General features: G+C 67.7%; 28 protein-coding genes. 15 read left to right on the top strand and 13 right to left on the bottom strand.

The genetic code is table 11. From position 1 onward, the window contains the following. Positions 1 to 193: 193 nt before the first annotated feature. Genes WS49_RS23315 through atsR form a run of 3 tightly spaced genes read left to right on the top strand, consistent with a single transcriptional unit; the run spans position 194 to position 3,441 of the window. Positions 194 to 1,072 carry a response regulator gene (locus tag WS49_RS23315; protein ID WP_059533697.1) on the top strand — a complete coding sequence of 293 codons (879 nt, stop codon included), beginning with the start codon at positions 194 to 196 and terminating at the stop codon, positions 1,070 to 1,072. A gap of 47 nt (positions 1,073 to 1,119) precedes the next feature. Further along, positions 1,120 to 1,620, top strand: a complete 501-nt coding sequence (locus tag WS49_RS23310) for a molybdopterin-dependent oxidoreductase (RefSeq protein ID WP_059533695.1) — start codon at positions 1,120 to 1,122, stop codon at positions 1,618 to 1,620. A 9-nt stretch (positions 1,621 to 1,629) separates the two neighbouring features. After that, positions 1,630 to 3,441: a hybrid sensor histidine kinase/response regulator AtsR gene (gene atsR / locus WS49_RS23305; protein ID WP_059533693.1), complete on the top strand. Its 1,812-nt coding sequence runs from the start codon at positions 1,630 to 1,632 to the stop codon at positions 3,439 to 3,441. A gap of 57 nt (positions 3,442 to 3,498) precedes the next feature. Here atsR and WS49_RS23300 read toward each other — a convergent pair whose 3' ends face one another. Continuing rightward, entirely contained in the window at positions 3,499 to 3,918 is a 420-nt protein-coding gene (locus WS49_RS23300) for a secondary thiamine-phosphate synthase enzyme YjbQ (RefSeq protein WP_059464957.1), read from the bottom strand. A 10-nt stretch (positions 3,919 to 3,928) separates the two neighbouring features. Continuing rightward, entirely contained in the window at positions 3,929 to 4,255 is a 327-nt protein-coding gene (locus WS49_RS23295; RefSeq protein ID WP_059533691.1) for a thioredoxin family protein, read from the bottom strand. A gap of 219 nt (positions 4,256 to 4,474) precedes the next feature. On the opposite strand from WS49_RS23295, the gene WS49_RS23290 reads away from it, so the two are divergent. The 3 genes from WS49_RS23290 to WS49_RS23280 all read left to right on the top strand — a co-directional run bounded on the left by WS49_RS23290 (position 4,475) and on the right by WS49_RS23280 (position 6,467). Further along, the gene (locus WS49_RS23290; RefSeq protein ID WP_059533689.1) at positions 4,475 to 5,167 is read left to right on the top strand and encodes a flavin reductase family protein; all 693 of its coding nucleotides are present in this window, start codon (positions 4,475 to 4,477) and stop codon (positions 5,165 to 5,167) included. 44 nt (positions 5,168 to 5,211) lie between these two features. After that, positions 5,212 to 5,544 (top strand): DUF2322 family protein, encoded by a 333-nt coding sequence (locus WS49_RS23285; protein WP_059533687.1) that lies wholly within the window; start codon positions 5,212 to 5,214, stop codon positions 5,542 to 5,544. Between the two features lie 62 nt (positions 5,545 to 5,606). Next, positions 5,607 to 6,467 carry a hypothetical protein gene (locus tag WS49_RS23280; RefSeq protein ID WP_059533685.1) on the top strand — a complete coding sequence of 287 codons (861 nt, stop codon included), beginning with the start codon at positions 5,607 to 5,609 and terminating at the stop codon, positions 6,465 to 6,467. Between the two features lie 243 nt (positions 6,468 to 6,710). Here WS49_RS23280 and WS49_RS23275 read toward each other — a convergent pair whose 3' ends face one another. Both WS49_RS23275 and WS49_RS23270 read right to left on the bottom strand, forming a co-directional pair. Next, a complete protein-coding gene (locus WS49_RS23275; protein WP_059533683.1) occupies positions 6,711 to 7,280 on the bottom strand; it encodes a hypothetical protein in 570 nt (189 codons plus the stop codon). A gap of 219 nt (positions 7,281 to 7,499) precedes the next feature. Continuing rightward, positions 7,500 to 7,958, bottom strand: coding sequence for an Lrp/AsnC family transcriptional regulator (locus tag WS49_RS23270; RefSeq protein WP_006486309.1), 459 nt, complete (start codon positions 7,956 to 7,958; stop codon positions 7,500 to 7,502). Between the two features lie 125 nt (positions 7,959 to 8,083). On the opposite strand from WS49_RS23270, the gene WS49_RS23265 reads away from it, so the two are divergent. The 3 genes from WS49_RS23265 to surE all read left to right on the top strand — a co-directional run bounded on the left by WS49_RS23265 (position 8,084) and on the right by surE (position 10,099). Then, entirely contained in the window at positions 8,084 to 8,821 is a 738-nt protein-coding gene (locus tag WS49_RS23265; protein WP_059533681.1) for an AzlC family ABC transporter permease, read from the top strand. Next, complete coding sequence (locus tag WS49_RS23260) at positions 8,811 to 9,113, top strand: AzlD family protein (RefSeq protein WP_082721853.1); 303 nt, start codon at positions 8,811 to 8,813, stop codon at positions 9,111 to 9,113. Before WS49_RS23265 ends, WS49_RS23260 begins: the two co-directional genes overlap by 11 nt. Before the next feature lie 206 nt (positions 9,114 to 9,319). Further along, positions 9,320 to 10,099: a 5'/3'-nucleotidase SurE gene (surE, locus tag WS49_RS23255; protein WP_059533679.1), complete on the top strand. Its 780-nt coding sequence runs from the start codon at positions 9,320 to 9,322 to the stop codon at positions 10,097 to 10,099. A gap of 62 nt (positions 10,100 to 10,161) precedes the next feature. On the opposite strand, the gene WS49_RS23250 is transcribed toward surE, so the two are convergent. From WS49_RS23250 to WS49_RS23230, 5 genes are all read right to left on the bottom strand, one after another. Further along, positions 10,162 to 10,983 carry an SDR family NAD(P)-dependent oxidoreductase gene (locus WS49_RS23250; protein ID WP_059533677.1) on the bottom strand — a complete coding sequence of 274 codons (822 nt, stop codon included), beginning with the start codon at positions 10,981 to 10,983 and terminating at the stop codon, positions 10,162 to 10,164. 69 nt (positions 10,984 to 11,052) lie between these two features. Beyond that, positions 11,053 to 11,520 carry a cupin domain-containing protein gene (locus tag WS49_RS23245; protein ID WP_059533676.1) on the bottom strand — a complete coding sequence of 156 codons (468 nt, stop codon included), beginning with the start codon at positions 11,518 to 11,520 and terminating at the stop codon, positions 11,053 to 11,055. A 140-nt stretch (positions 11,521 to 11,660) separates the two neighbouring features. Next, positions 11,661 to 13,013 (bottom strand): pyridoxal phosphate-dependent decarboxylase family protein, encoded by a 1,353-nt coding sequence (locus WS49_RS23240; protein WP_059533674.1) that lies wholly within the window; start codon positions 13,011 to 13,013, stop codon positions 11,661 to 11,663. Positions 13,014 to 13,033: 20 nt separating this feature from the next. After that, positions 13,034 to 13,333, bottom strand: coding sequence for an ArsR/SmtB family transcription factor (locus WS49_RS23235; protein WP_059533672.1), 300 nt, complete (start codon positions 13,331 to 13,333; stop codon positions 13,034 to 13,036). Between the two features lie 196 nt (positions 13,334 to 13,529). Continuing rightward, complete coding sequence (locus WS49_RS23230) at positions 13,530 to 14,417, bottom strand: LysR family transcriptional regulator (protein ID WP_059533670.1); 888 nt, start codon at positions 14,415 to 14,417, stop codon at positions 13,530 to 13,532. A 127-nt stretch (positions 14,418 to 14,544) separates the two neighbouring features. Between WS49_RS23230 and WS49_RS23225 the strand changes: the two genes are divergently transcribed. Beyond that, entirely contained in the window at positions 14,545 to 15,582 is a 1,038-nt protein-coding gene (locus WS49_RS23225) for an aldo/keto reductase (RefSeq protein WP_059533668.1), read from the top strand. A gap of 54 nt (positions 15,583 to 15,636) precedes the next feature. On the opposite strand, the gene pdxR is transcribed toward WS49_RS23225, so the two are convergent. Further along, positions 15,637 to 17,121, bottom strand: a complete 1,485-nt coding sequence (gene pdxR / locus WS49_RS23220) for a MocR-like pyridoxine biosynthesis transcription factor PdxR (RefSeq protein ID WP_059533666.1) — start codon at positions 17,119 to 17,121, stop codon at positions 15,637 to 15,639. 131 nt (positions 17,122 to 17,252) lie between these two features. Here pdxR and WS49_RS23215 point away from each other — a divergent pair, with 131 nt between their 5' ends. Further along, positions 17,253 to 17,729, top strand: coding sequence for a GNAT family N-acetyltransferase (locus WS49_RS23215; RefSeq protein ID WP_059533664.1), 477 nt, complete (start codon positions 17,253 to 17,255; stop codon positions 17,727 to 17,729). Between the two features lie 31 nt (positions 17,730 to 17,760). On the opposite strand, the gene WS49_RS23210 is transcribed toward WS49_RS23215, so the two are convergent. Beyond that, on the bottom strand, positions 17,761 to 18,486 hold the full coding sequence (locus WS49_RS23210) for a class I SAM-dependent methyltransferase (protein WP_059533662.1): 726 nt from the start codon (positions 18,484 to 18,486) through the stop codon (positions 17,761 to 17,763). A 216-nt stretch (positions 18,487 to 18,702) separates the two neighbouring features. Here WS49_RS23210 and WS49_RS23205 point away from each other — a divergent pair, with 216 nt between their 5' ends. Then, the gene (locus tag WS49_RS23205) at positions 18,703 to 19,716 is read left to right on the top strand and encodes a hypothetical protein (protein ID WP_059533661.1); all 1,014 of its coding nucleotides are present in this window, start codon (positions 18,703 to 18,705) and stop codon (positions 19,714 to 19,716) included. A 229-nt stretch (positions 19,717 to 19,945) separates the two neighbouring features. Further along, positions 19,946 to 20,755 (top strand): TlpA family protein disulfide reductase, encoded by an 810-nt coding sequence (locus WS49_RS23200; RefSeq protein WP_059533659.1) that lies wholly within the window; start codon positions 19,946 to 19,948, stop codon positions 20,753 to 20,755. A gap of 115 nt (positions 20,756 to 20,870) precedes the next feature. On the opposite strand, the gene WS49_RS23195 is transcribed toward WS49_RS23200, so the two are convergent. Together WS49_RS23195 and WS49_RS35270 are read right to left on the bottom strand one after the other, a co-directional pair. Beyond that, positions 20,871 to 21,275 carry a hypothetical protein gene (locus tag WS49_RS23195; protein WP_059533657.1) on the bottom strand — a complete coding sequence of 135 codons (405 nt, stop codon included), beginning with the start codon at positions 21,273 to 21,275 and terminating at the stop codon, positions 20,871 to 20,873. Between the two features lie 113 nt (positions 21,276 to 21,388). Then, the gene (locus tag WS49_RS35270) at positions 21,389 to 21,703 is read right to left on the bottom strand and encodes a hypothetical protein (RefSeq protein WP_156441436.1); all 315 of its coding nucleotides are present in this window, start codon (positions 21,701 to 21,703) and stop codon (positions 21,389 to 21,391) included. A gap of 19 nt (positions 21,704 to 21,722) precedes the next feature. Here WS49_RS35270 and WS49_RS23190 point away from each other — a divergent pair, with 19 nt between their 5' ends. Continuing rightward, positions 21,723 to 22,112, top strand: coding sequence for a fucose-binding lectin II (locus WS49_RS23190; RefSeq protein WP_059533655.1), 390 nt, complete (start codon positions 21,723 to 21,725; stop codon positions 22,110 to 22,112). A 121-nt stretch (positions 22,113 to 22,233) separates the two neighbouring features. Then, on the top strand, positions 22,234 to 22,968 hold the full coding sequence (locus tag WS49_RS23185; protein ID WP_059533653.1) for a fucose-binding lectin II: 735 nt from the start codon (positions 22,234 to 22,236) through the stop codon (positions 22,966 to 22,968). The last annotated feature ends 315 nt before the right edge of the window (positions 22,969 to 23,283 follow it).

Genomic DNA, 23,283 nt, shown 5'->3' with positions numbered 1-23,283 from the left:
TGGTTGCCGCTTTTCGCTGGGCCGACCGTTGTCGACACCGGCTTCCAAACATGACGCAACAAACAATAGTGACGTGGTGAGCAATAATAATGGAGAAAAACGGCATGTCAAGGTGATTCGCGATTTCAAAGTTTGCGCATCGCGTCACTTTTGAATATGCTCTTCGTCGCTCAAACCAGGAGACCCCTTCGAGATGCCCAATAGCGAGCAGGCCAACGCCGACCTCATCACCGCCACCAAGGTGCGCGATCTGCTGACGCGCAACGGCATCCCGCCGCGCAGTCACAACACGACGATCGCGAACGTCCTGGGCCTCAGTTTCTCGGTCGTCACGCGCAAGATGAAAGGGCTGATCCCGTGGAACCTGTCGCAGTTGCAGGACATCGCGACGCACTTCGGCGTGCCGCCCGCGATCCTGCTCGACGACAAGGGCACGCAGCCGGCCGCCGCGGAGATGATCGACGCGACGCTCGTGATCGAGTCGCGTCGTTTCCGCTGCCGCGCGGCGATCTCGGCGAAGGCCAGCAGCCAGACCGAAACGGATTTCGTCGCGTTGCAGTGGCAGGGCGAATGGATCGTCACCGAACGCCAGCACGCGCGCGAAGGTCGGCTCTATCCGGTCGACGTCATCGAACTGCGCTCGAGCCAGCCGACCGTGTACGCGGCGCGGATCGCGGTCGTCGACGATTCGCGGGACGTCGCCGAAACCGTCTGCGAATACTTCATCGAAAAAGGCGTGAACGCGATTCCGTACCATGACGGCGCGTCGTTCCGCAAGGCGCTGGAAGTCGAGGATTTCGACGGCTACATCCTCGACTGGATGCTCGGCGACCAGACCGCCGCCGAGCTCGTGCGCGGCATCCGTTCGAGCGAGAACGGCGGCGCGCCGATCTTCCTGCTGACCGGCAAGATCTCCACCGGCGAAGCGAGCGAGGACGAAATCGCGCACATCGTGTCGCACTACAACGCGCGCTGCGAGGAAAAGCCGGTGCGCCTGCCGATCCTGTTCGCCGAAGTCGCGCGCGAACTGAAGATCGCGCTGCCGGCCGCCACGGCCGCCGCCGCGAGCTGAGTCCACGACAAGAACTCCACCACACGAACACGATCAAGGGGAAACACATGCGAATTTCGACCATCTGGGTCAAGAGCCTGGTCACGGCCTGCCTGCTCGGCATGGCCGCCGCGAGCTGGGCCGCGTCGTTCACGTTCACCGTCGACGGCAAGATCGGCCGCAGCAACCAGCCCGGCAAGACGACGTTCGTCTTCACCGAGCAGGCGCTGATGGCGCTGCCGCAGCACACGATCGTCACGTCGACGAGCTGGACGCCGAAGGCCACCTTCACCGGCCCGCGCCTGTCCGACGTGCTGAAGACCGTCGACGCGCACGGCACGCAGATCGAGTTCCGCTGCATCGACGAATACACGTTCACGATCCCCGTGTCGGATGCCGACAAGTACGGCGTGATCCTCGCGCGCACGATGAACGGCAAGGTGCTCGGCAACGACAACTACGGCCCGCTGTGGATCATGTATCCGCGCGACCAGTATCCCGACGAGCTGAAGACGCCGCTCGGCGAAGCCAAGTTCGCATGGCAGATCATCGGCCTGACCGTGAAGTAAGCGCGTGACATGATGCGCGGGCGGTGGAAGAACAGAAAGATCATCCTCATCCTGGGATCGTTGTGGATCCTGGGATTCGCCGCGTGGGCATTCCTGCTGTGGGACCTGCTCGCGACCTCGGTCAACGAGGGCGTGCTCGAAGGGCCGCGCGAAGGCGTGTTCTGGACGGCCGCGCAATACCGGAACGCCTACACGCGCTTCGACCGCCAGCTGATCCTCTACTCGACGCACGTGGACGACGACTTCGACCACGTGCAGATGCAGCTCGACAGCCTGTCGGTGTCGTTCGGATTCCTGCAGCGGCCGTCAGAAGTGTCCGAATACTGGCTGCGCATCCCGCGCGCGCGCGCCGAAATCGCGGTGCTCGGCGCATTCATGGCGCGCCTGAAACACGACGTGCCGCTGCTGCGCAACGCGCCACAGGATGCGCCGCACGTGATCGACGACGTCAACGCGTACTGGCCGAAGGTCAACGGCCTCGCGAACTACTTCCGCGCGATCGAGATGGCGCAGCGCGACTTCACGTTCCATCAGCTGAAGGAAAAGCAGCGGGCGATCCTGTCGCTCGGCATCATCCTCGGCGTGATCCTGTGCGCGCTGTTCCTGCTGCTGTTCTACACGATGCGCACGCGCGACGACCTGCTCGAACGACAGGACGCGGCGCTCGATGCGGAGCGCAAGGCATCCGATCGCGCGTTCGAGATGATCGAGGCGAAGAACGCGTTCCTCGGGATGGTCAGCCATGAACTGCGCACGCCGCTGCAGGCGATCTGCGGTTCGATCGAGATCCTGCTCGCGCGGCCGCAGTCCGACGCCAACCTGAAGACGATCCGGCGGCTGCAGAATTCCGCGTCGTCGCTCGAAGCGCTGGTCAAGGACCTGACCGATTACATCAAGCTGCGCTCGACCAAGCGCCTCGCCGAAACCGAAACGGTCGGCATGGCGTCGCTGCTCGCCGAGGTGCTCGATCCGCTGCGCGAGAAGATCGCGGCCAAGCGGATCGCCGTCGCGCAGCGCGTCGAGCCTCACGACCTCGCGATCCGCTCCGATCGCAAGCTGTTGCGTCAGGTGCTGTCGAACCTGATCGAGAATTCGGTGAAATACACCGCCGACGGATCGATCGACGTATCGATCATGCTCGTCGACGCACCGGCCGGCCGCCAACTGAAACTCGCGGTGCGGGACACGGGTGCCGGTATCGCGAAGCAGCATCTGCCGAAGATCTTCGAGCCGTTCTACCGCGCGAACGACGCGGTCGGCCTGCATGTGGACGGAATCGGCATGGGGCTCGCGGTCGTGCGCGAGATCGTGACGACGCTGCGCGGCCACGTCGACGTGCGCAGCGTCGTCGGCGAAGGCAGCGAGTTCGTCGTGACGCTGCCGGCCGAGGTGCCGGATGCCGGCGAAACGACCGGCGACGCGCCCGCGTGGCCGGCCGTCGCCGCGCATCGCAACCGCCGCGCGCTCGTGGTCGACGACAACGACAACGCGCGCGAAACGCTCGGCGCGATGCTGTCGGCGCTCGGCCTCGACGCCGATCTGTGCGGCACCGGGCAGGAAGGCATCGCCCGTTTCGGCGACACGCATTACGACCTCGTCGTGCTCGATCTCGAACTGCCGGACCTGAGTGGCTTCGAAGTCGCGCACCGCATCCGGATGGTCGCGCAACCGGACGACGACGGAAAGTTTCCGTCGATCCTCGGTGTCAGCGCGTACGAATCGGCCGCGCTGCGCGAAAACCAGCGGGTGTTCGACGAATTCCTGCCGAAACCCGTTCACCTGCGCGAACTCGGCGCGCTCGTCGAGAAGCTGCTCGGCTGAGCACGGCCGTGATGCGTGACGGGCAGGCGTTCCGGCCGCCCGTTGCGCGTTTCCCGCTTACTCGCCGATCAAATGCAGCACGATGTCGCGCCGATGCGCGGCGCGACGATGCTCGAACAGATAGATGCCCTGCCACGTGCCGAGCACCATGCGTCCGTGCTCGATCGGGATCGACAGCTGCACTTGCGTGAGCGCCGTGCGCAAATGCGCGGGCATGTCGTCGGGGCCTTCGGTGTCGTGCTCGTAGCGCGTGTCGTCCTCGGGCGCGAGCGTCGCGAAGTAGCGTTCGAGGTCGCGCTGCACGGACGGATCCGCGTTCTCCTGGATCAGCAGCGACGCGGACGTATGGCGGCAGAACACGGTCAGCAGCCCGGTGCGGATCGCCTGCTGGTCGACGAATGCGCGCACTTGCGGCGTGAACTCGACGAGGCCGCTGCCGCGCGCGTCGACGCCGATATGCGTGATAGCCTGTTGCATGACGACGGCCTCAGGCGAGCGCGGCGAAGCCGTCGGCCTCGATCTGACCGGCATCGGCGGGGCGCACGACGCGCGCGACTTCGACCCCGTCGCGCAGGAATACCAGCGTCGGCCACAGCTTCACGCCGAACGAACGGCCGAGCGGCCGACCCGGGCCATCCTCGATCTTCAGGTGCCGCACGGCCGGATGCGCGGAAAACGACGCGACGATCGCGGGCTGCGCGCCCGCGCAGATTCCGCACCAGTTCGTGCCGAATTCGATGACGGTCGCACCGGCCAGTGCGTCGACTTCCGCGCGCGTCGGCGCGTTGGCGGTGTAGCGTTGCTCGATGTCCATCGGTCCCTCGTGTGCAATTGCGGAACGTGGCCGCCGCGCGCCGGCATGGGCGGCACTTGCGGCCTTCGATTTCCCACTGTAGCGGAAAAGCACGCGCGATGCCGACGGCGGCCGCGCCGCGCCGCGCCGCGCCACGCGAATGACACGACAAGAATCGGAGCGCCGCGCGGCGGCGACGCGATCAGCATGCGAACTGATCCCGTCAACGAAGGAAAGGCCATGAACGCCCCGCATCGCGTCACCGAACCCAACATCCTCTATTTCGGCACGCCCGTCGTGCTGATCAGCACGCTGAATCCGGACGGCACGGCCAATCTTGCGCCGATGTCGTCCGCGTTCTGGCTCGGCTGGCGCGGCATGCTCGGGCTCGCCGCCAGCTCGCAGACCACGCACAACCTGATGCGTACCGGCGAATGCGTGCTGAACCTGCCGTCGGCGGCGCAGGCGCAGGCGGTCGACCGCATCGCGCGCACGACGGGCACGCATCCGGTGCCGGAGTCGAAGCAGGCACGCGGCTACGTGTACGAACCGGACAAGTTCGGCACCGCCGGGCTCACCGAGACGCCCTCGCAGACCATCGCCCCGCCGCGCGCGCTCGAATGTCCGGTGCATCTGGAAGCGGTGGTCGCCGCCACGCACGGCATCGGCGACGAAGCGCCCGACCTGCGCGGCCGCATCCGCGTGTTCGAGGTGCGCATCCAGCGCGTTCACGTACATCCCGACCTGCTGATGGACGGTCATCCGGACCGCATCGATCCGGACAAATGGTCGCCGCTGATCATGAGTTTTCAGAAGTTCTATGGCCTCGCGCCGCATCAGGTGCATGCGTCACGGCTCGCCGAGATTCCGGAGCGCGCGTATCGCAGCCCCGACATCGACCGCGCGCGCGAAGCGGGCATGTCGATCGGATAAGATACGGGCCGATCGACCCATGACCGAACCGACGGAGTGTTTCAGTGATTCAACCGACCCAAGTATTCAAGGACAACCTCGCGCAACTGCCGGCCATCGACGGTGTCGCGCGCATCGATCTCGTCGGCGCGAACGGCGACGTGGTCGCCAGCATCGAGAACCAGCCGGGCAAGCAGGGTTCGCTCGCGGTGTACAACTACCTGAAGCAGGCATTCGGCACGCTCGACGCGAAGGCCGCCGAGCACGGCCTCGCCGTGTTCGCGGAGCACACCGCCGACGCGCGTAACCGCCCGGGCGCACACCCGAACGTCGATCGTCTGCTGGCGATCGTCGACGGCGGCGACGCGCTGCGGATCGACGTGGTCGCGAAGGCCTGAATGCCCGGCGACGGGCACGCACGCAAACGGTCGATGCCCGTCCTTTCCCGGAAACCCTCCACATGCGTCGCATGACTGTCCGGCCGTTCACCCGCCGCGTCGCATCGTTCGTCGCCCTCGCGTGCGTCGCGCTCGGCGGCGCGGCGTCCGCCGAAACGCTGCACACGGCTTCCGAAATCGCCGGCGCGTCCCTGGTTGCGCTCGGCGCGCTGCCGCGCTCGCCGGAGAACGGCACGCTCGACGCATTCTGTGCGCGATATCGCGCGAAGACCGCAACCGCGGCCGGCCGCGACGTCGCGAAGCTCGGCTGGATCGTGACGTCGGAAGCGCCGCTCGGCCGCTATACGGTCGTCACGTTCGCGAGCGGTTTCAAGCCGGGGACGAGCGCGATCTGTTACGCGCGCAACGCAAACATCGGCGTCTTCGACGGCACGACGCTCGTCGCGCTCGGCTATACGGCACGCTCGGCCGGCTGGCAGCTCGGCTCGGCCGAGTCGCTGGAAAGCGGCGCGCTGCTGGTCTGGGGCGGCGACGGCCCGTCGGCGCCCGTCGGCGAGCTGCGCGAAGAGCATGGCGGCTTGCGGCTGACGGCGGTCGCCGCCGAACGCACGTATTGCCACGGCCGTGCAGTCGTGCCCAACGTATACGGCAAGCCGCTCGATACGGCGCGCAAGATCCTGATCTCGCGTGGCTGGCAGCCGCTGCGTCCGCGCGAGAAGCCGGACCCGGCGGACGGCGCGGCCACGCTGGCGAAGCACGGGATCATCGAAGCCGAAGCGTGCTCCGGCACCGGCATGGGGTATTGCGCGCTACGGTATCGGAGCGCGGCTGGCGTGCTCGGTGTGACGACGGCCGGCGGCGAGCCGGACACGCCGTCGGCGAATACCGTGATCGATTATCAGGTGGCCTGCCGGAAAGAGTGATCGGCGCGGTGGCGTTCGCTTGACTCATCGCTACCGGCCTCCCATCGCTCGAGCGGCACGCGCGTCACCACGGTCGTTCAAAACGTGGACGATGCCGCGTCAGCAATCACATGCGCCGCCGGTTTCCCCATCCTCCGAGTCACGCAAGTCCGGCGCCCCGGCATGGCGTTCACGCGTATCCACCACCACGCGCAACTCACCGGTAGCAAATTCCGGTACCGGCACGCGGCGCGCGCGCAATCGTCAGCGATTCGCGCCGAGCGCCACGCGCAGCCGCTCCATCAGCCGCGTGTAGTGCCGCACCACATCGGCCTTGTCCGTCACGTTCGCGGTCGAGAACCGCTCGGACCACGCGGCCTTCCACTCATACGTGCCGTGCACGCTGCGGTCGCCGTCCGGCGACTGGATCAGCGAACGGATCCGCGCGTCGCGCCCCGGCCCCGTGTGCATCTCGAACAGCGCGTGGATGAACGTGTGATACGCGTCGTACACGTCATCGTCGAACAGGTAACGGTAGATGTGAAACGTGCGGTCGAGGTCGCGCTTCGCGCGGATCACGTCGTCCGGCGAGATGTCCTTCCAGTAGCCGATCCACGTGTAGAAGCACAGCAGCGCATTGAGCTGCGGCGCGACCGTGTCGTACAGCGTGAGGCGCTTCTCGATCAGCCGCTGGTTGGTCCACTGCACGAGCTCCAACCGCTTCAGCCGGCGCGCGACGAGCCAGCCGAGACACGCAACCGACAACGGCGTCAGCACGCCGAGCACGAGCTTGACGATTTCCAGCGAATTCCACGGATTGTTGAATGGCTGCATGAATGGCTCGACAAGAAGGACGCACCGCGCGGCGGATCGCATCGCGCGCAGCGCGCGCGTTCGTCGATCCCTTCGCGGTTGACCGTTAGTTGCTTGCGCATCGAAGTCACATCGTGATGCAGCGGATGGGCGGCGAAGCGGCTCGTCCCCCCAGTGTATCGGCCAAATGTCACCGGCCGGTGACGATTCGCCGAATCGTCGTCACGCGCCCGTGCCGCGTTACGTCGGCAGCGCCGACGTGAGCTTGACCTTCTGCATCGGAATGTCGGTCTTCACGCTCAGCACGCCCGGGATGCGCGTCAGGTATTCCATCTGGAAGCGCCGGTAGTCGTCGATGTCGGCGGCCACCACGCGCAGCAGGAAATCGCAGTCGCCGGCCATCAGGTGGCATTCGACCACTTCCGGCATCTGCTGGACGGCCTCGGCAAAGCGGTTCACGGATTCGGCGTCCTGCCCCTTCAGCCACACGCGCGTGAAGATCGTCAGCCCCTTGCCGACCTTCGCCGGGTTCAGCACGGCCACGTATTTCTCGATCACGCCCGCTTCCTCGAGCAACCGCACGCGTCGCAGGCACGGCGACGGCGACAGCCCGACCTCATGCGCGAGTTCCACGTTCTGCATGCGGCCGTCGCGTTGCAGCGCGCTCAGGATCCGCCGGTCGATAGCGTCAAGCTTCATTGGCATCAAATTCCAAAAAATTCGCGAATCGCTCGCTCAATGCCAAATTCTCGTGAATATCGATCCGCAACGCAACCCGATTCGAGTCAAAAAAGCAGACAATCCTCCTCCCAGAAGGAGGAGTAATGAGCAGTAGCGTTTCAACGTCGTCCGGGCTTCGCGACAGGCCCGCCTATGTCGCCGAGATGGGCCGCGGATTGCGCGCGGCGCTGCCCGTCATGCTGGGTTTCGTGCCGTTCGCGCTGGTGCTCGGCGCGCAGGCCGCGCAAAAAGGGCTGAGCCTGTTCGAGGTACCGATGATGACGGGCCTGAATTTCGGCGGCGGCTCCGAATTCGCGGCGATCCATCTGTGGACGTCGCCGCCGCACATCGCGCTGATCGTCGCGATGTCGTTTCTCGTGAATTCGCGTCACATCCTGATGGGCGCGGCGTTCGCGCCGTACATCCGGCGCCTGCCGCGCCGCCGCGCGTTCGCCGCGCTGTTCTTCATGTGCGACGAAAGCTGGGCGATGTCGCTTGCCGACGCACGCTCGCGCTCGGCCACGCACATCAGCGTCCCGTATTACGCGGGCGTGTGCGCCGGGCTGTACCTGACGTGGATCTCGATGACGACGCTCGGCGCGGCGGTCGGCCCGACGATCGGCAACGTCGAGCAGTACGGCTTCGACATGGCGTTCACGGCCGTGTTTCTGGTGCTGCTGCGCGGGATGTGGAAGGGCATGCGCGCGAGCCGTCCGTGGTTCGTGAGCCTCGTCGTCGCGGCCGCCACGCACCTGGCCGTGCCCGGCGCGTGGTACGTCCCGGCCGGCGCGTGCGCGGGGCTGATCGCCGCGCTGCTGTGGGAGCCGCGCGATGCTGCCTGATTTCGCGACGGTCGCGACCATCGTGCTGATGGCGTCGACGACCTACCTGTCGCGCGTGCTCGGCTACGTGCTGCTGCGCAACCGCACGCTGAGCCCGCGGATGGCGTCGGTGATGGAGAACGTGCCCGGTTGCGTGCTGATCTCGGTGATCGCGCCGGCCTTCGTGTCGACGCGCCCGGCCGATCTGCTCGCGCTCGCCGTCACGCTGATCGCGGCGACCCGCCTGTCGATCCTGCCGACCGTCATCGTCGGCGTCGTGTCGGCCGGCCTGCTGCGGTATTTGCTCGGGTAATCGGGTAACGCGATTCCGAGCGCCGCGCGGGCGACACATCGAAGCGGAAGACGGGCGCGCCATGCGCCCGTTTTCGCATCCGCGCGCCGGCCGAGGCTCCGGCTCTGCGTGACGCGGCAAGCGGCACGCGTCGCGACGGGGTGTTAGCCTTGCGGCTATACCCGCGATGCCTTCCCCCTGATTGCCTGCCTGCGAGGATCGTCCCGATGCAAGAAACCCGCCCGCTGTTCGACCGCGTCCTGCTCACCAACGACGACGGATTCGACGCCCCCGGCCTTGAAGTGCTCGAACAGGTCGCCACGCAACTGGCGCGCGAAGTCTGGATCGTCGCCCCGGCGGAAGACCAGAGCGGCACGTCGCATTCGCTGAGCCTGCACGAACCGCTGCGCGTGCATCGCAAGGGCGAGCGCCGCTTCGCCGTGCGCGGCACGCCAGGCGATTGCGTCGCGATCGCGGTCAGCCACCTGATGAAGGACGCACGGCCCGACGTCGTGCTGTCCGGCGTGAATCGCGGCGCGAACCTCGGCACCGAAACGGTGTTCTCGGGCACCGTCGGCGCCGCGATGACGAGCATGCTGGTCGGCGTACCGGCAATCGCGCTGAGCCAGGCGTTCAGCGACCGCAACGCGGTGCCGTGGACCACGGCGCTCACGCATGCGCCGGACGTGATTCGCCGGCTGGTCGCGGCCGGCTGGGACAGCGACGCGTGCCTCAACGTGAATTTCCCGGCGCGTCCGGCCGACGACGTGCGCGGCCTGAAGGTGACGAACCAGGGCGCCGGCACGCTGCAGGGCGTCGAAATCGTGTCGGGGCGCGATCCGCGCGACATCGAATACCACTGGCTGAAACTGGCGCGCGCACCGCGCGACGACGATGCGGATTCGGAAACGGTCGCGCTCGGCGAAGGCTACATCGCGGTCACGCCGCTGAAGTTCGAACGCACGCACGACCACGCGCTCGCGCGGCTGCGGTCGAACCTCGGCTGACCTCGGGGGTGATGCCGGCCGGCGGCTTCGCCGTCGGCGCCGCCCGCATCGCCCGTACGCGGTCACGTCAGGTTCAATCCCCCGTCGAGCATCACGATCTCGCCCGTCACGTAATCGGACGCGACGAGCATCGCGACCGTCTGCGCGACGTCATCCGGCGTCGCCGCGCGGCGCATCGGCGCGCGCTCGCGCCAGAGCTGCTGCGCGTCGGTCCAGTCGGCGGTCAATGGCGTATCGACGAGCCCCGGCGCCACCGCATTGACGCGAATCGCCGGCGCGAGCGTGCGCGCCAGCAAGCGCGTCGTGTGATTGAGCGCGGCCTTCGCCGCCGCATACGGAATCGACGCGCCCTTCGGCCGCACACCCGCATGCGAGCTGACGTTGATCACGCAACCGGCGCGCCCGCTCGACGCCGCCTCGAGCAGCGCCGGCTGCGCTTCGGCGACGAGCCGGAACGGCGCGATCACGTTGATCTCGTGCATCTCGCGCCACACGTCGGGCGTCGCGGCGGCGAGATCGTCGTGCGGAATCACACGGCTCGCGCCCGCGTTGTTGATCAGCACGTCGAGGCGGCCGTGCACCGCCACCGCGTCGCGGATCAGCCGCACGCGCTGCGCATCGTCGGCGAGATCGGCCTGCACGTAGGCCGCGCCGAGTTCGCGCGCCATCGCGCGACCGGTTTCGGCGGAACTGCGCGAATGCAGGATCACCGCGTAACCGTCCGCCGCCAGCCGTCGCGCGATGGCCGCACCGATTCCCGACGTCGATCCGGTGACGAGCGCGACGGGCCGCTGCACGCGCGACGCGCGCGGCTCGGTGACGGTTTCGGTTTCAGGTTCCGTTTCGGAGACCGGGGCATTCATCGGCGGATGCGGCGCGTCCATGGCGTGGAATCCTGTCAGTGGCGTTCCCGCATCATAAGCATGACGGCGGCCGATGCGGATGCGTGCCGTCTACGGCCGTTTCGGCAGATCGACGAAATCCTCGAGCTCGCCGGCGATGTGAAGCCGCTTGCCGATTCTCGGGTATTCGCAGACGTCGTGTTCGAGGCGCTGGCCGAGGACGAACAGTTCCAGCGGCACGTCGCCGGTGTTCTGCAACGTGTGCGCATCGCCGCCGCGCGGGAAGCCGAGAAAGTCGCCCGGCCCGATTTCGCACGTGCGTTCGCCGATCGTGACCGTGCCGGTGCCGGACAGCACGTACACGCATTCCTCCTCGTACAGGTGGCGGTGATACTCGGCCGATTCGTGGCCGGGCATCAGCGTCAGCAGATGCGCGCCGATCTGCGTGAGGCCGGTCAGGTCGCCGAGCTGTCGTTTGAGGCGAACGGCGTTGGGATTGAGCGAATGCACCGCGCGGGTCGGTTCCACTTTCGCGATGTCGGCGGCTTTCAGCAGTTCCCGGGGAGGTGTCGTGGACATGGGGATCTCGTCGGCGTCAATGCAGCGGTTGAACGCGCCGCCCGGGCGGGCGCGGCGTGCATGCCGCGCTATTGTCCGACATTTTCACGCGGACGAGATCGCCGGCACGATCCGCGTCCACCGCGCCCTGGAGACGTCGCTCAGCCCACGTGCACGCCGCGCAGCTTCGTCAGCAAGGCGACGAGGCGATCGATGTGTTCGTCCTCCGTGCGCCACGACGACACGCTGATCCGGAACGCCGGCCGCCCCTGCCACACGGTTTGCCCGAACCAGACGTCGCCCGAATCCTGCGCGGCCTGAAGGATCGCGATCGTCTCGTCGTCGGTGCCGGCGCGCACGAGCACCTGGTTCAGCACAACGCGGTTCAGCACGTCGTAGCCGGCCGCGCGCAGGCCGTCGGCGACGCGCTGGGCCTGCGCGCAATGCCGCTCGACCAGCGTCGCCACGCCGGCGCGGCCGAGCGCGCGCAGCGCGGCCCACACCGGAATGCCGCGCGCCCGCCGCGAGAATTCGAGGTTGAGGTTCTTCTGCGCGTCCTGCGCGCCGCTCAGGTAGACGGCATCGCTGTTCATCGCGGTTGCGAGCGCGGCCGCGTCGCGGCAGATCACCATCGCGCCGTCGTACGGCGTGTTGAGCCACTTGTGGCCGTCGGTGGTCCAGCTGTCCGCGCCGTCGACGCCGTCGGTCAGCGCGCGCTTCGACGACGCGCGCGCCCACAGCCCGAACGCGCCATCCACGTGCACCCACGCGCCGGCGGCCTTCGCGCGCGGAACCAGCGCCGCGAACGGATCGAATTCGCCGGTGTTCACTTCGCCGGCCTGCACGCAGAGGATCGTCATGTCGTCGAGCGGCGGCAATTGCGCGGGATCGATGCGGCCGTGCGGATCGACCGGCGCGACGATCAGGCGCTTCATCCCGAAGCCGAGCACCCGCAGCGCCTTCTTCACCGTGATGTGCGCAAGCTCGGAGAGCACGACCTTCACCTCGGGTGCGCCGATCAGGCCTGCTTCGTCGACGTCCCAGCCCTTGCGCGCGAGCAGCGCACGCCGCGCGGCGACCAGCGCGACCAGCGTGCAGGCCGTCGCGCTCGTGCCGAAGCCGACCGCGCTGCCCTCCGGCAGCCCGAGCACGTCGACGACCCAGCGCGCGGCCTGCCGCTCGATCGTCGCGGCCACCGGCGAATTCGCGAACGACGACGCGCACTGGTCCCACGCAAGCATCAGCCGCTCGGCCGCCGCCGCGGCCGGCAGCGTCGCGCCGATCACGAAGCCGAAGTAGTTCGGGCCGTTCGATGCGACGGTCGCGGGCGTGCCGCGCTCGTCGAGCAGGCGCAGCACGTCGTCGGCCGGGCGACCCGTATCGGGCAGCGGTTCGTCGAAGGCCGCAAGACCGGCGAGCGCGGCCGCATCGGGATACGCGCGCCGTTCGCCGGTCGCTGCGAGATACGCGTGCGCGCGCCGGTCGGCGTCGGCCAGCAGGGCGAGTTCATCCATGTCGTTTGCCTCTGTGAAGATCAGAGTTGCAGGAGATCGCGGCCCAACCGATGCAGCGCATCGTCGATCCGCTTGTAGTACGTGAACTTGCCGACGCGCGTCGCCTGCACGAGCCCGGCATCCGCGAGGATGCGCATGTGGCGCGTGGTCGTCGCCGGCGCGATGCCGAGCTTCTCGGTGATGTACGTGCAGCACACGCCGAGTTCGTCGAAGTCGCCATGCGGTTGCGGCGGGAAATGCTTGCGCGGCTGCTTGAGCCAGCGCATCACGGCCAGACGGCTTTCGTTGGCCAGTGCGCTGATGCGGGTGACGTCGTCCATGGTTCGGCCTCGTTTGACGTTTCGAATATTAGCTAAATGACGAAACGTGGGCAACCGGGTTGCGCGCGGGATCGTTGCGTTTGCCGGCGTGCGGGAAGGTGCCGGAAGCGGCCTCTGCGCTGCTGCGTCGCATTCGACGTCATCACGTCGGAGGCCGACTCGGGAGCGCCAGTCGATGTGATCCGGTTGGTTGCGATCACTCGGCGGTCAGCGCCTGCGCCAACCTTTCGATCAGCGCCCGCACGCGCCGCGGCTGCACCGCACCGCCCGGATAGACGATCTGCAGGTCGACTTCGCCCGGCGAGAAGTCGCGGAGGATTTCGACGAGCGCGCCGGACGCCAGATCCTGCTCGACGTCGAGTCGCGATTTCAGCGCGATACCGCGCCCCGCGACGCACCACGCGCGCACAAGGGCACCGTCGTTGGCCACGCGCCGGCCGCGCACCATCACGCGTTTCAGTTCGTCGTCGATGCGGAACGGCCACTCGGCATACAGCTCCTGGCCGAAGCGCATCACGATGCAGTCGTGCGCGGCGAGTTCGTCCGGATGCCGCGGCGTGCCGTGCGCGGCGAGATACGCGGGCGCGGCGCACACCACGCGGCGCGAACGGCCGAGCGAACGGCTGCGCAACGCGCTGTCCGCGAGCGTGCCGCGCCGGATCGCGAAATCGAGCCACTGCCCGACGAGATCGACGTAGCCGTCGCCGAGATGCAGGTCGACCGTGACGCCAGGGTGCTCGGTCAGGAACGCGTCGACCACCGGCACGACGCGCGCCTGCCCGAGATCGGCCGGCGCGCTCAGCCGCACGGGCCCCGACAGCGTCTGCGCGCCCAGCCTCACGCGGCTTTCGAGTTCGTCGGCCTCGGCGAGCAGGCGCCGCGCGCCCGCGACCAGCGTGCGGCCTTCGTCGGTCAGGCTGATCGCGCGGGTCGTGCGCGTGAGCAGCGCCGCGCCGTAGTAACTCTCGAGCGCCGCCAGCCGTTCGGAAACCGTGGCCGGCGACAGCCCGACCTCGCGGCCGGCCGCGGCCAGCCCGCCCTTCTCCACGATGCGCAGGAACAGCGCCAGATTGTCGAGCAGCATTCTTCGCTTCCTCCGAAGGATATTTTCGAAGTCTGCCCAATTATCCGGATCAACCGCAAGCGCTAGAGTGAGCGCTACCTTTCCGGCGCGCTCACGCGCCGGCCTCGACGACGAGAGGGCACACGACATGGAATACCGCACGCTCGGCCGCTCCGGCCTCAAGATTCCCGTGCTGAGCTTCGGCGCAGGCACGTTCGGCGGCACCGGCCCGTTGTTCGGCGCATGGGGCAACACGGGCGTCGACGAAGCGCGCCGCCTGGTCGACATCTGCCTCGAAGCCGGCGTCAACCTGTTCGACACGGCCGACGTGTATTCGGACGGCGCATCCGAGCGCGTGCTCGGCGCCGCGATCCACGGACGGCGCGACCAGGTGCTCATCTCGACCAAGACGGGCCTGCCGACCGGTGACGGCCCGAACGACGCAGGCACGTCGCGCCCGCGGCTGATCCGCGCGGTCGACGACGCGCTGCGCCGCCTCGACACCGACTACATCGACCTGCTGCAGCTTCACGCGTTCGACGCGGCCACGCCGGTCGAGGAAGTGTTGTCGACGCTGGACGACCTGGTGCGCGCGGGCAAGCTGCGCTATATCGGCGTGTCGAATTTCGCGGGCTGGCAGATCATGAAGTCGCTCGCTGCGGCCGACCGGCACGGCTGGTCGCGCTACGTCGCGAACCAGGTCTACTACTCGCTCGTCGGCCGCGACTACGAGTGGGACCTGATGCCGCTGGGCGCCGACCAGGGCCTCGGCGCACTGGTGTGGAGCCCGCTCGGCTGGGGCCGGCTCACGGGCAAGATCCGCCGCGATGCGCCGCTGCCCGAACGCAGCCGCCTGCACGACACGGCCGGCTTCGGCCCGCCGGTCGACGACGAACGGCTGTACGACGTGGTCGATGCGCTCGACGCAATCGCCGAGGAAACCGGCAAGACCGTGCCGCAGATCGCGCTGAACTGGCTGCTGCAGCGCCCGACCGTGTCGTCGGTGATCGTCGGCGCGCGCAACGAGGAGCAGTTGCGCCAGAACCTCGGCGCGGTCGGCTGGTCGCTGACCGACGCGCAGATCGCGAAGCTCGATGCGGCGAGTGCGGTCGAAGCGCCGTATCCGTACTTCCCGTATCGCCGCCAGGACGCGTTCGCGCGACTCAATCCGCCGATGCGCGGCTGAGCGGACCAACGAGCAGGCACGCGCCGACGCAACGGCGGACCGGCGCGACGTACATCAGTCTCGCCGCCCGGCCAGCGCGCGGTCGATCATCTCGCCGATCCGCCGCGCGAGCGCGTCCATCCGCTCGGCCGGCACGCCGCCGTAGCCGAGCACAAGCCCGTTGTAGCTGTGCGCGGTGCCCGGCAGGCAGAACGACGACAGCGGCCGCAAGATCAGCCCGTGCGCCTGCGCGACGCGGCTCAATTCAGTGTCCGCCACCGGCACGTCGAGCCGCGCGGACAGATGCATGCCGCCCGCACCGCCCGACACCGTCAGCCGCGCGCTCAATCGCCGCACCAGCGCGTCGTGCAGCGCATCGCGCCGCTCGGCATACACGCGGCGCATGCGCCGCAGGTGGCGCGTGAAATGCCCGGCCTCGATGAAATCCGCGAGCGCACGCTGCTCGACCACGCGACCCTGCAACATCAGCGCGCCCGCCGCGTCGCGCAGCGGCTGCGCGAGCGCGGGCGGCACCACCATGAAGCCGAGCCGCAACGCCGGAAACATCACCTTGCTGAACGTGCCGAGGTAGATCACCGGCGCGTCGTCCGCGAGCCCCTGCACGGCCGCGTGCGGCGTGCCGTGGTGGCGAAACTCGCTGTCGTAGTCGTCCTCGACGATCCATGCGCCGGCCGCGCGCGCCTGCGCGACGAGCGCGAGCCGCCGTTCGAGGCTCATCACCGCGCCGAGCGGGTACTGGTGCGACGGCGTGATGTAGACGAGCTTCGGCGGACGATCGCGCCAGTCGTCCGGATGCGGCGCCAGCCCCTGCGCATCGACGCCGATCGGCTCGACGCGCAGGTCGGCCGCGAGAAACGCGTTGCGCGCGCCGTGGTAGCCCGGGTTCTCGATCCATGCGACGTCGCCCGCGTCCGCCAGCGCGCGGGCGCACAGGTCGAGCGCGCCCTGCGTGCCGTCGGTGACGATCACCTGCGCGGCGTCGCAACGCACGCCGCGCGACGCGCGTAGATACCCGGCGATCGCGTCGCGCAGCACCGCGTCGCCTTCCGCCGATTGATAGCCGAGCTGCGCCGGCCCCGCCGCGCGCCACGCGCGTTCGATGCAGCGCCGCCACTGCGCGAGCGGGAATTCGTCGACGGCCGGCACGCCCGGCATGAACGGCAGCGATTCGTCGAGGCCGCTCGTCGCGCGCTCCGCCTGCGCGACGCGCCGCGACAGCATCGCCGCATCGCCGGCGGGCGCCGCCGCGACGATCCGCGACCCGCGCAACCCCATCCGGGCGACCACCGTGCCCTGCCGCGTGCCGGTCACGAACCCTTCCGACGCGAGCCGCTCGTACGCGTACAGCACCGAGTTGCGCGCGATGCCGAGTTCGTCGGCCAGCGTGCGCGAGGCGGCAAGCCGCGCGCCTTCGGCGATGCGACCGCTCAGGATCGCGTCGCGCAGACACGCGTACAGCCGCTGCTGCTGCGACATCCGCGTGACCGCGTGCGGCCCCGCCTCGCGCTCGAAGGTCGACAGCAGCACCGCGTAATCCATCGTGGCTCCAGAATGTGGGAATGTCATGGGTCTACACATGGTGCCACGAACTTTCTATCGTGGATGTCCGTTCTCGTTTCCGGCCGCGCCGGCAACGCTTCAATTCATCCATCCTCGAAAGGTTCGCGACCATGAACGCTACCGACACCGGCCTGACCGTACGCCCCGTTCGGGAAGACGATTTCGACAACTGGCTGCCGCTGTGGGACGGCTACAACCGCTTCTACGGCCGCTTCGGCGACACCTCGCTGCCGAGCGAGATCACGCAGCTGACGTGGTCGCGCTTCTTCGACGGTTACGAGCCCGTGCATGCGCGCGTCGCGGAACGCGACGGCCGGCTCGTCGGGCTCGTGCATTTCCTGTATCACCGCAGCACGACGCTGATCGGGCCGACCTGCTATCTGCAGGATCTTTTCACGCTCGAGAGCGAACGCGGCAAGGGCGTGGGCCGCGCGTTGATCGAAGCCGTGTACGACGCCGCGCAGGCGCAACGCGCCGAACGCGTGTACTGGCAGACGCACGAGACGAATCGCACGGCGATGCGGCTCTACGACACCGTCGCGGAAAAAACCGGATTCGTGATCTACCGGAAGGTTTTGCCGCGCTGAGGGGGCCGCACGCGGGGGCGTGGCGGCGGGTTCATGCCAGCGGCCGCGCCTTGATCCACAGGAACAGCGGCACGCGCGACCACTGCTTCAGCGTGTCCGTGTCGGCGCGGTCGGGCGGCGGCTCGCGCAGCGACACGATCGCGAAGCCGGCCGCCTCCAGCGCATCCATGTAGGCCTGCAGCGGCAGCGACCAGCCCGCGAAATGCATCGACAACCCGTCGCGCGTTTCCACGCCTTCGAAATGCTCGCTGCCGAAATACGTGCCTTCGAGCACGAACGGCGCGTCGGGCTGCGGCCCCGCGAAACGGCCGCGATCGCGGAACGGATGCACGAGCGACACGAACAGCAGCCCGCCCGGCTTCAGCACGCGGCGCGCCTCGCGCAATGCGGCCGCCATGTCGTCGAGATCCATCAGCACGTTGTACGCCATCACGACATCGAAGCTTGCCGGATCGAATGGCAGCGATGCCGCATCGGCGAGTGCGTAGCGGTGCGCGGAATCCGCGCGACGGGCGGCGTCGAGCATCGCGGGCACCGCGTCGCTCGCGGTCACGTCGTAACCGAGCGCCTTCAGCTCGCGGCTCACGCGGCCCTCGCCGCAACCGATTTCCAGTGCGTGGCCGCTGCCGCGGCCGAGGTAAGCCGCCAACCCCTCGCGATACTTCCAGAACGCATCGTGGCCCGGCCTGCCGGCCCAGTCGATCCATTGGTCGGCGACGTGCGTCCAGTGTTCGGTAATGGCTTTCGTGTCGGTCATGTGCGCTCCCGATCGGTGTGCGTCGTGCTGGCCCAGGATGCGCATGTTAAGCCGAAGCGTCGGTGCGCGTGAGCGCGTTGCGCGAGTTGGGGCCGCCGCGACCGGTTTCCGTTTCCGGCGGCGGCGTTCTACAGTTACGAGAGACGACATGCGGCGCCAGCCACTTTCACGTCCGGTTCGCGTCCGTCGATACGCACCCGATTCCGAGGAATGTCCATGCCGAGTATCGTCGCCGGTCCCGCCCATCTTCCGCCGAGCCCCGTCGCCGCCGAAACGCGCATGGTGCACGACGTCGCCACGCTGCGGCCGTCGGACTATCGCTCGGCCGACGGCGCAGCGTGGGTCATCGCGACCCTCACGCCGGCCCCGGACAGCGGCGAAAATGTGACCGGCACGACCTACTTCGATACCGCGAAACAGCAAACCGTCGCGGTGCCCGATGCGCGCCGGCGTTATGCGAATCGCGGCACCTGGCAGGTTGTCGCAAGTTCGAGCCCGTCGGTGCCCGCCACCGGCCGCTACGACTGGCTGACGCTCGCGTGGCTGCCGATCAACCAGCGGCCGCTGCCGCAAACGCCCGAGCATCTGTATTCGCCGTTCATTCACGGCGGCACGATCGTTTATCGCTGGAATCCGGCCGCACAAGGCGGCGAGCAGTTCGGCAACGTGCGGATGATCTTTCCGGAGTGGCGCCAGCAGGTGGCGGACGTGCTGCGCGCCGCGTCCGGCGACGACGCGCAAGCGGCGGCCACCGCGTCCGCATCGGCGCTCGATCGCGTGAAGCAGGACGGCAACCCGATGGCCGCCGTGCTCGACTTCGGCGCCGCGCTGCATGAGGAACCGGCCGACCGGATCGTCGCGCGCCTGCCGGCATTGCTGCGCGCGAACGACCTGCATGAAGTGTCGGCGATCGTGTTCCAGTGCTTCGCCGCGTCGCGCGAAGCGGACCGGCCGCGCTTCGTCGAAGCGATCAGCGCGTCGATCTTCTCGATCGACGACAGCGCGCGCCTGCTCGCGATCGCCTACGGCGTGTTCGCGGCCGGCAGGGCGAAGCCGCGTCCGTTCAGCGACGCCGCGCAGGCCGCGCGTATCGACGACGTGTTCGCGGCATTGAAGCAGCGGACGTCGGCACTCGGCGTGCCGGTTGGTCAGGGTTCGCCGTGGTACGAGTTCTTCACCGCGTACCGGCTCGGCGGCGCGTCGCCCGGTTCCGGCGGAAACAGGCAGTAGTTACCGGTGGTGCGCGATCGTCAGTCGACCTGATGCTTCGAGACGCTTCGACGAAAACGACGTCATCCTGAATGCTCGTACCCGGCATGCAATCCGCGCGCGCGGGGCGACGCATGTCGCGAGCTCGCAACGGGAACCCGCATGCGTCACGCAGGGTCGAAACGCCACATGACCGGCAACGGTATCGCCTTCACCGGTCGATCCACGATCCCCGCACTTTTTTCTTCCCATGTTGAGCATCGGTCCCTTCTCGATCCGCGTCGTCGCGGTAGCCGCCGCCGCGCTGCTGGCGTGGCTCGTCGCCCGCTTCATCCAGCGCCGCCCGCCCGACGGCCAGCACAAGACCGCGTCGAGCCTGATCCTCGACGTGCTGCTGCTTGGGCTGGTCGCCGCGCGCATCGGCTATGTCGCGCAATGGTGGCGCGAATATGCAACGGCGCCACGGTCCATCATCGCGCTCGGCGACGGCGGCTTCGACTGGCGGATCGGCGTCGCCGTCGCGCTGGTGTTCGCCGTGTGGCGGCTGCGTCGCCTGCCCGCGCTGCGCCGCCCGGTGGCAGCCGGCATCGTCGCGGGTCTCGCCGCATGGGGTATCGCGCAAGGCACGCTCGCGACGCTGCAGCGCACCGCGCCGCCGTTCGCCGCGATGCGGCTCGAAGCGCTCGATTCGACGCCCGTGCTGCCGCAACGCTTTGCCGGCAAGCCGGTCGTCGTGAACCTGTGGGCAACATGGTGCGCGCCTTGCCGGCGCGAAATGCCGATCCTCGAACAGGCGCAGCGGGAGCATCCCGGCATCACGGTGCTGATGCTCAACCAGGGAGAAAACGCGCAGGCGGTGCGCGCGTTCCTCGAACAGCAGGGGCTGCGCTTCGACAACGTGCTGCTCGATCCGCCGTTGCGTGCGATGCATGCGTACGGGTCGCGCGGGCTGCCCACGACGCTGTTCTTCGATGCGAAGGGCGAACTCGTCGAATCGCACATGGGCGAGATCACCGCCGCGCGGTTGAAGGACGCCGTCGTGCAGCGCTTCGGTCAGTGATCCCGTCGGCCGCCTGCGCGCGGCCATGCTCGATCGTCGATGGCAGCGCGCGTTCCCGCTGCCGCGGCTGGTGCGCCCCACAACATGCCGGCACATCGATAACCGCCCGCCACGCTTACGGTCTCGACAACACCATCACGCGCCCCGACACGCGCTGAAGCTTCAACCACCCCGTGTCGGCCGTGAACCGAAGCTGCTGCAACGGAAAATCGAATCCCGCCCGCTGCGCGGCGCTGACCACCGCGTCGGCGATCCAGCGGATCAGTTCCTTTCCTTCGTCGGTCGTCTGGTGACCGTTCTGGACGCCGTAGAAATAGCGATTCCCTGCGTTGACTTCGTTTTGCAGCTGCATCCAGTGCCCCGGGAGGCCCGGCAGGGTTCTGAACAGATCGGCCACGCGCTGCGTCGTCAGGCCGCGCGCCCACAACGCGCCATTCACCGCCGGCCGCGCCAGGTTGTGACGGTCTGCCTCCTGAGCCTGCCCCTTTATCTCGCCTTTCAGACTATCGGGTTTCGTCATCGCACTGTCCTCGTGAGGGCCCGGCAAGGGTCGATTGAATAAAAGCCGCCGAATATCGAGCGCACGCCGTGCACGATAACTCTAATCTCGAAATTAATCGCCTGTCAGGTGTATCAGGCGAGCGCATCGCAACATTGAAGGAATAAATCAGGCGTTCCGACGGGCGCCGAAGCCCGATCCTCCCGTTGTTCCCGCCCGCGCACCCGTTCATTATTCAAAAAAGCGTGACGCGCAACGAAATCATTTCGCGGAAACTCATACCCATATTCGATTGAATACTCATCATTAAATCGGACTGTTTCGATCTCCGATTTTCTGGACAACTTCCATTCCCGGTCGAATATTTTTTTATTTATTTTTCGCCATGCTTGGCCGCGTCGCGTTTTAAACGACAAACGTTTGCGCGACGCACAAAACGCCTTATCCACCGACCTTCAGGAGGCAAGCATGGCCGACTCTCAAACGTCCTCGAATCGCGCCGGCGAGTTTTCGATTCCGCCGAACACCGACTTCCGCGCGATTTTCTTCGCGAACGCCGCCGAGCAGCAGCACATCAAGCTGTTCATCGGCGACAGCAAGGAGCCCGCCGCCTATCACAAGCTGACCACGCGCGACGGCCCGCGCGAAGCCACGCTGAATTCCGGCAACGGCAAACTCCGCTTCGAAGTGACGGTGAACGGCAAGACGTCGGCCACCGATGCCCGCCTCGCGCCGATCACCGGCAAGAAATCGGACGGCTCGCCGTTCACGGTCAACTTCGGAATCGTCGTGTCGGAAGACGGTCACGACAGCGACTACAACGACGGCATCGTCGTGCTGCAATGGCCGATCGGCTGACGGCCGAACGCTGACGAAGATTCGCGGCGCGGCATGTCCGGCGCGCCGCGCCACGCACGACACGGCGACATCCGCTCGCCGGCCGCATCACGCAAAGACAATCCATCAAGACGAGGACGACATGACCCAACCCTTTACCCACGACGACCTGTATGCGCTTCTGCAGCTCGCCGGCAACGACGCAACCGCCGTGCAGGCGAACGGCGACCAGGCGGTGCTCGACCGGATGCGTCAGTTCATGACCGCACAGCTCGTGGAAAAACTGCCGCAATACGACGTGTTCGTCGACATCGCCACCATCCCGTACAGCTTCGACGTCGGCAGCTGGCAGAACAAGGTGAAGGCCGATGCGGCGGGCCAGGTGATCGCGTGCACGGTGACGTGGGCCGGCGCGCCCGGTGTCCTGCCCGGCGCGGCGGCGAAGTTCGGTGTCGGCGCGGTGGTCAATTACTTCTCGAAGGCGACGCCGCAACCCGCGCAGCCGGAACCGACGACGGCCGGCGGCGGCGAGCGCGACGGCATCTTCAACCTGCCGCCGAACATCGCGTTCGGCGTGACGGCGCTGGTCAATTCGTCCGCACAGCAGACGATCGAAGTCTATGTCGACGACAACCCGAAACCGGCCGCGACGTTCCAGGGCGCCGGCACGCAGGACGCGAACCTGAACACGCAGATCGTGAACTCGGGCAAGGGGAAGGTGCGCGTGGTCGTGACGGCGAACGGCAAGCCGTCGAAGATCGGCTCGCGCCAGGTCGACATCTTCAAGAAAACCTACTTCGGGCTGGTCGGCTCGGAAGACGGCACGGACGGCGACTACAACGACGGCATCGCGATCCTGAACTGGCCGCTGGGCTAAGCCGCTCGATCCTGTCGATGTTCGCCACGCCGTCCGGCGTGGCGATCCGCATCGACGCCGCCCGCCGGCGCGAAGCGGCACGGCCGCATGCGCCACGTGCGGCCGGCGTCGCGAACCGCGCGTCCGCGCGCGGCGAGCGGTCGAGGTCGAAGTCGACGTCCCGGCACGGGCATCCGACGAGCCCGTTTCCGCGGAAAACCACACCGCCGCAACGCGCTGGCCGCGAAATCGGAAATCGCGTGCCGTCACCCATGCGTTCGCGCGAAAACCCGCATGGCGTGTACAGTCGAGGGCTGCCGACGCGCGAGCGCATGC

It is taken from the genome of Burkholderia sp. RF7-non_BP4, assembly GCF_001521935.1.
GTDB lineage: Bacteria > Pseudomonadota > Gammaproteobacteria > Burkholderiales > Burkholderiaceae > Burkholderia > Burkholderia diffusa.
Note: the sequence above shows the minus strand (reverse complement) of the source record. Positions and strands in the feature narration are given on the sequence as shown.

Excerpts from the sequence above, each read along its gene's own strand:
- WS49_RS23210 (WP_059533662.1), bottom strand. The coding sequence starts at position 18,486 with ATGACCGACACGAAAGCCATTACCGAACACTGGACGCACGTCGCCGAC.
- atsR (WP_059533693.1), top strand. The coding sequence starts at position 1,630 with ATGATGCGCGGGCGGTGGAAGAACAGAAAGATCATCCTCATCCTGGGA.
- WS49_RS23315 (WP_059533697.1), top strand. The coding sequence starts at position 194 with ATGCCCAATAGCGAGCAGGCCAACGCCGACCTCATCACCGCCACCAAG.
- WS49_RS23265 (WP_059533681.1), top strand. The coding sequence starts at position 8,084 with ATGAGCAGTAGCGTTTCAACGTCGTCCGGGCTTCGCGACAGGCCCGCC.
- WS49_RS23225 (WP_059533668.1), top strand. The coding sequence starts at position 14,545 with ATGGAATACCGCACGCTCGGCCGCTCCGGCCTCAAGATTCCCGTGCTG.
- WS49_RS23270 (WP_006486309.1), bottom strand. The coding sequence starts at position 7,958 with ATGAAGCTTGACGCTATCGACCGGCGGATCCTGAGCGCGCTGCAACGC.
- WS49_RS23310 (WP_059533695.1), top strand. The coding sequence starts at position 1,120 with ATGCGAATTTCGACCATCTGGGTCAAGAGCCTGGTCACGGCCTGCCTG.
- WS49_RS23275 (WP_059533683.1), bottom strand. The coding sequence starts at position 7,280 with ATGCAGCCATTCAACAATCCGTGGAATTCGCTGGAAATCGTCAAGCTC.
- WS49_RS23235 (WP_059533672.1), bottom strand. The coding sequence starts at position 13,333 with ATGGACGACGTCACCCGCATCAGCGCACTGGCCAACGAAAGCCGTCTG.
- WS49_RS23190 (WP_059533655.1), top strand. The coding sequence starts at position 21,723 with ATGGCCGACTCTCAAACGTCCTCGAATCGCGCCGGCGAGTTTTCGATT.
- WS49_RS23280 (WP_059533685.1), top strand. The coding sequence starts at position 5,607 with ATGCGTCGCATGACTGTCCGGCCGTTCACCCGCCGCGTCGCATCGTTC.
- WS49_RS23250 (WP_059533677.1), bottom strand. The coding sequence starts at position 10,983 with ATGGACGCGCCGCATCCGCCGATGAATGCCCCGGTCTCCGAAACGGAA.
- surE (WP_059533679.1), top strand. The coding sequence starts at position 9,320 with ATGCAAGAAACCCGCCCGCTGTTCGACCGCGTCCTGCTCACCAACGAC.
- pdxR (WP_059533666.1), bottom strand. The coding sequence starts at position 17,121 with ATGGATTACGCGGTGCTGCTGTCGACCTTCGAGCGCGAGGCGGGGCCG.
- WS49_RS23260 (WP_082721853.1), top strand. The coding sequence starts at position 8,811 with ATGCTGCCTGATTTCGCGACGGTCGCGACCATCGTGCTGATGGCGTCG.
- WS49_RS23195 (WP_059533657.1), bottom strand. The coding sequence starts at position 21,275 with ATGACGAAACCCGATAGTCTGAAAGGCGAGATAAAGGGGCAGGCTCAG.
- WS49_RS23205 (WP_059533661.1), top strand. The coding sequence starts at position 18,703 with ATGCCGAGTATCGTCGCCGGTCCCGCCCATCTTCCGCCGAGCCCCGTC.
- WS49_RS23300 (WP_059464957.1), bottom strand. The coding sequence starts at position 3,918 with ATGCAACAGGCTATCACGCATATCGGCGTCGACGCGCGCGGCAGCGGC.
- WS49_RS23230 (WP_059533670.1), bottom strand. The coding sequence starts at position 14,417 with ATGCTGCTCGACAATCTGGCGCTGTTCCTGCGCATCGTGGAGAAGGGC.
- WS49_RS23185 (WP_059533653.1), top strand. The coding sequence starts at position 22,234 with ATGACCCAACCCTTTACCCACGACGACCTGTATGCGCTTCTGCAGCTC.
- WS49_RS23215 (WP_059533664.1), top strand. The coding sequence starts at position 17,253 with ATGAACGCTACCGACACCGGCCTGACCGTACGCCCCGTTCGGGAAGAC.
- WS49_RS23245 (WP_059533676.1), bottom strand. The coding sequence starts at position 11,520 with ATGTCCACGACACCTCCCCGGGAACTGCTGAAAGCCGCCGACATCGCG.
- WS49_RS23295 (WP_059533691.1), bottom strand. The coding sequence starts at position 4,255 with ATGGACATCGAGCAACGCTACACCGCCAACGCGCCGACGCGCGCGGAA.
- WS49_RS23200 (WP_059533659.1), top strand. The coding sequence starts at position 19,946 with ATGTTGAGCATCGGTCCCTTCTCGATCCGCGTCGTCGCGGTAGCCGCC.
- WS49_RS23240 (WP_059533674.1), bottom strand. The coding sequence starts at position 13,013 with ATGGATGAACTCGCCCTGCTGGCCGACGCCGACCGGCGCGCGCACGCG.
- WS49_RS23290 (WP_059533689.1), top strand. The coding sequence starts at position 4,475 with ATGAACGCCCCGCATCGCGTCACCGAACCCAACATCCTCTATTTCGGC.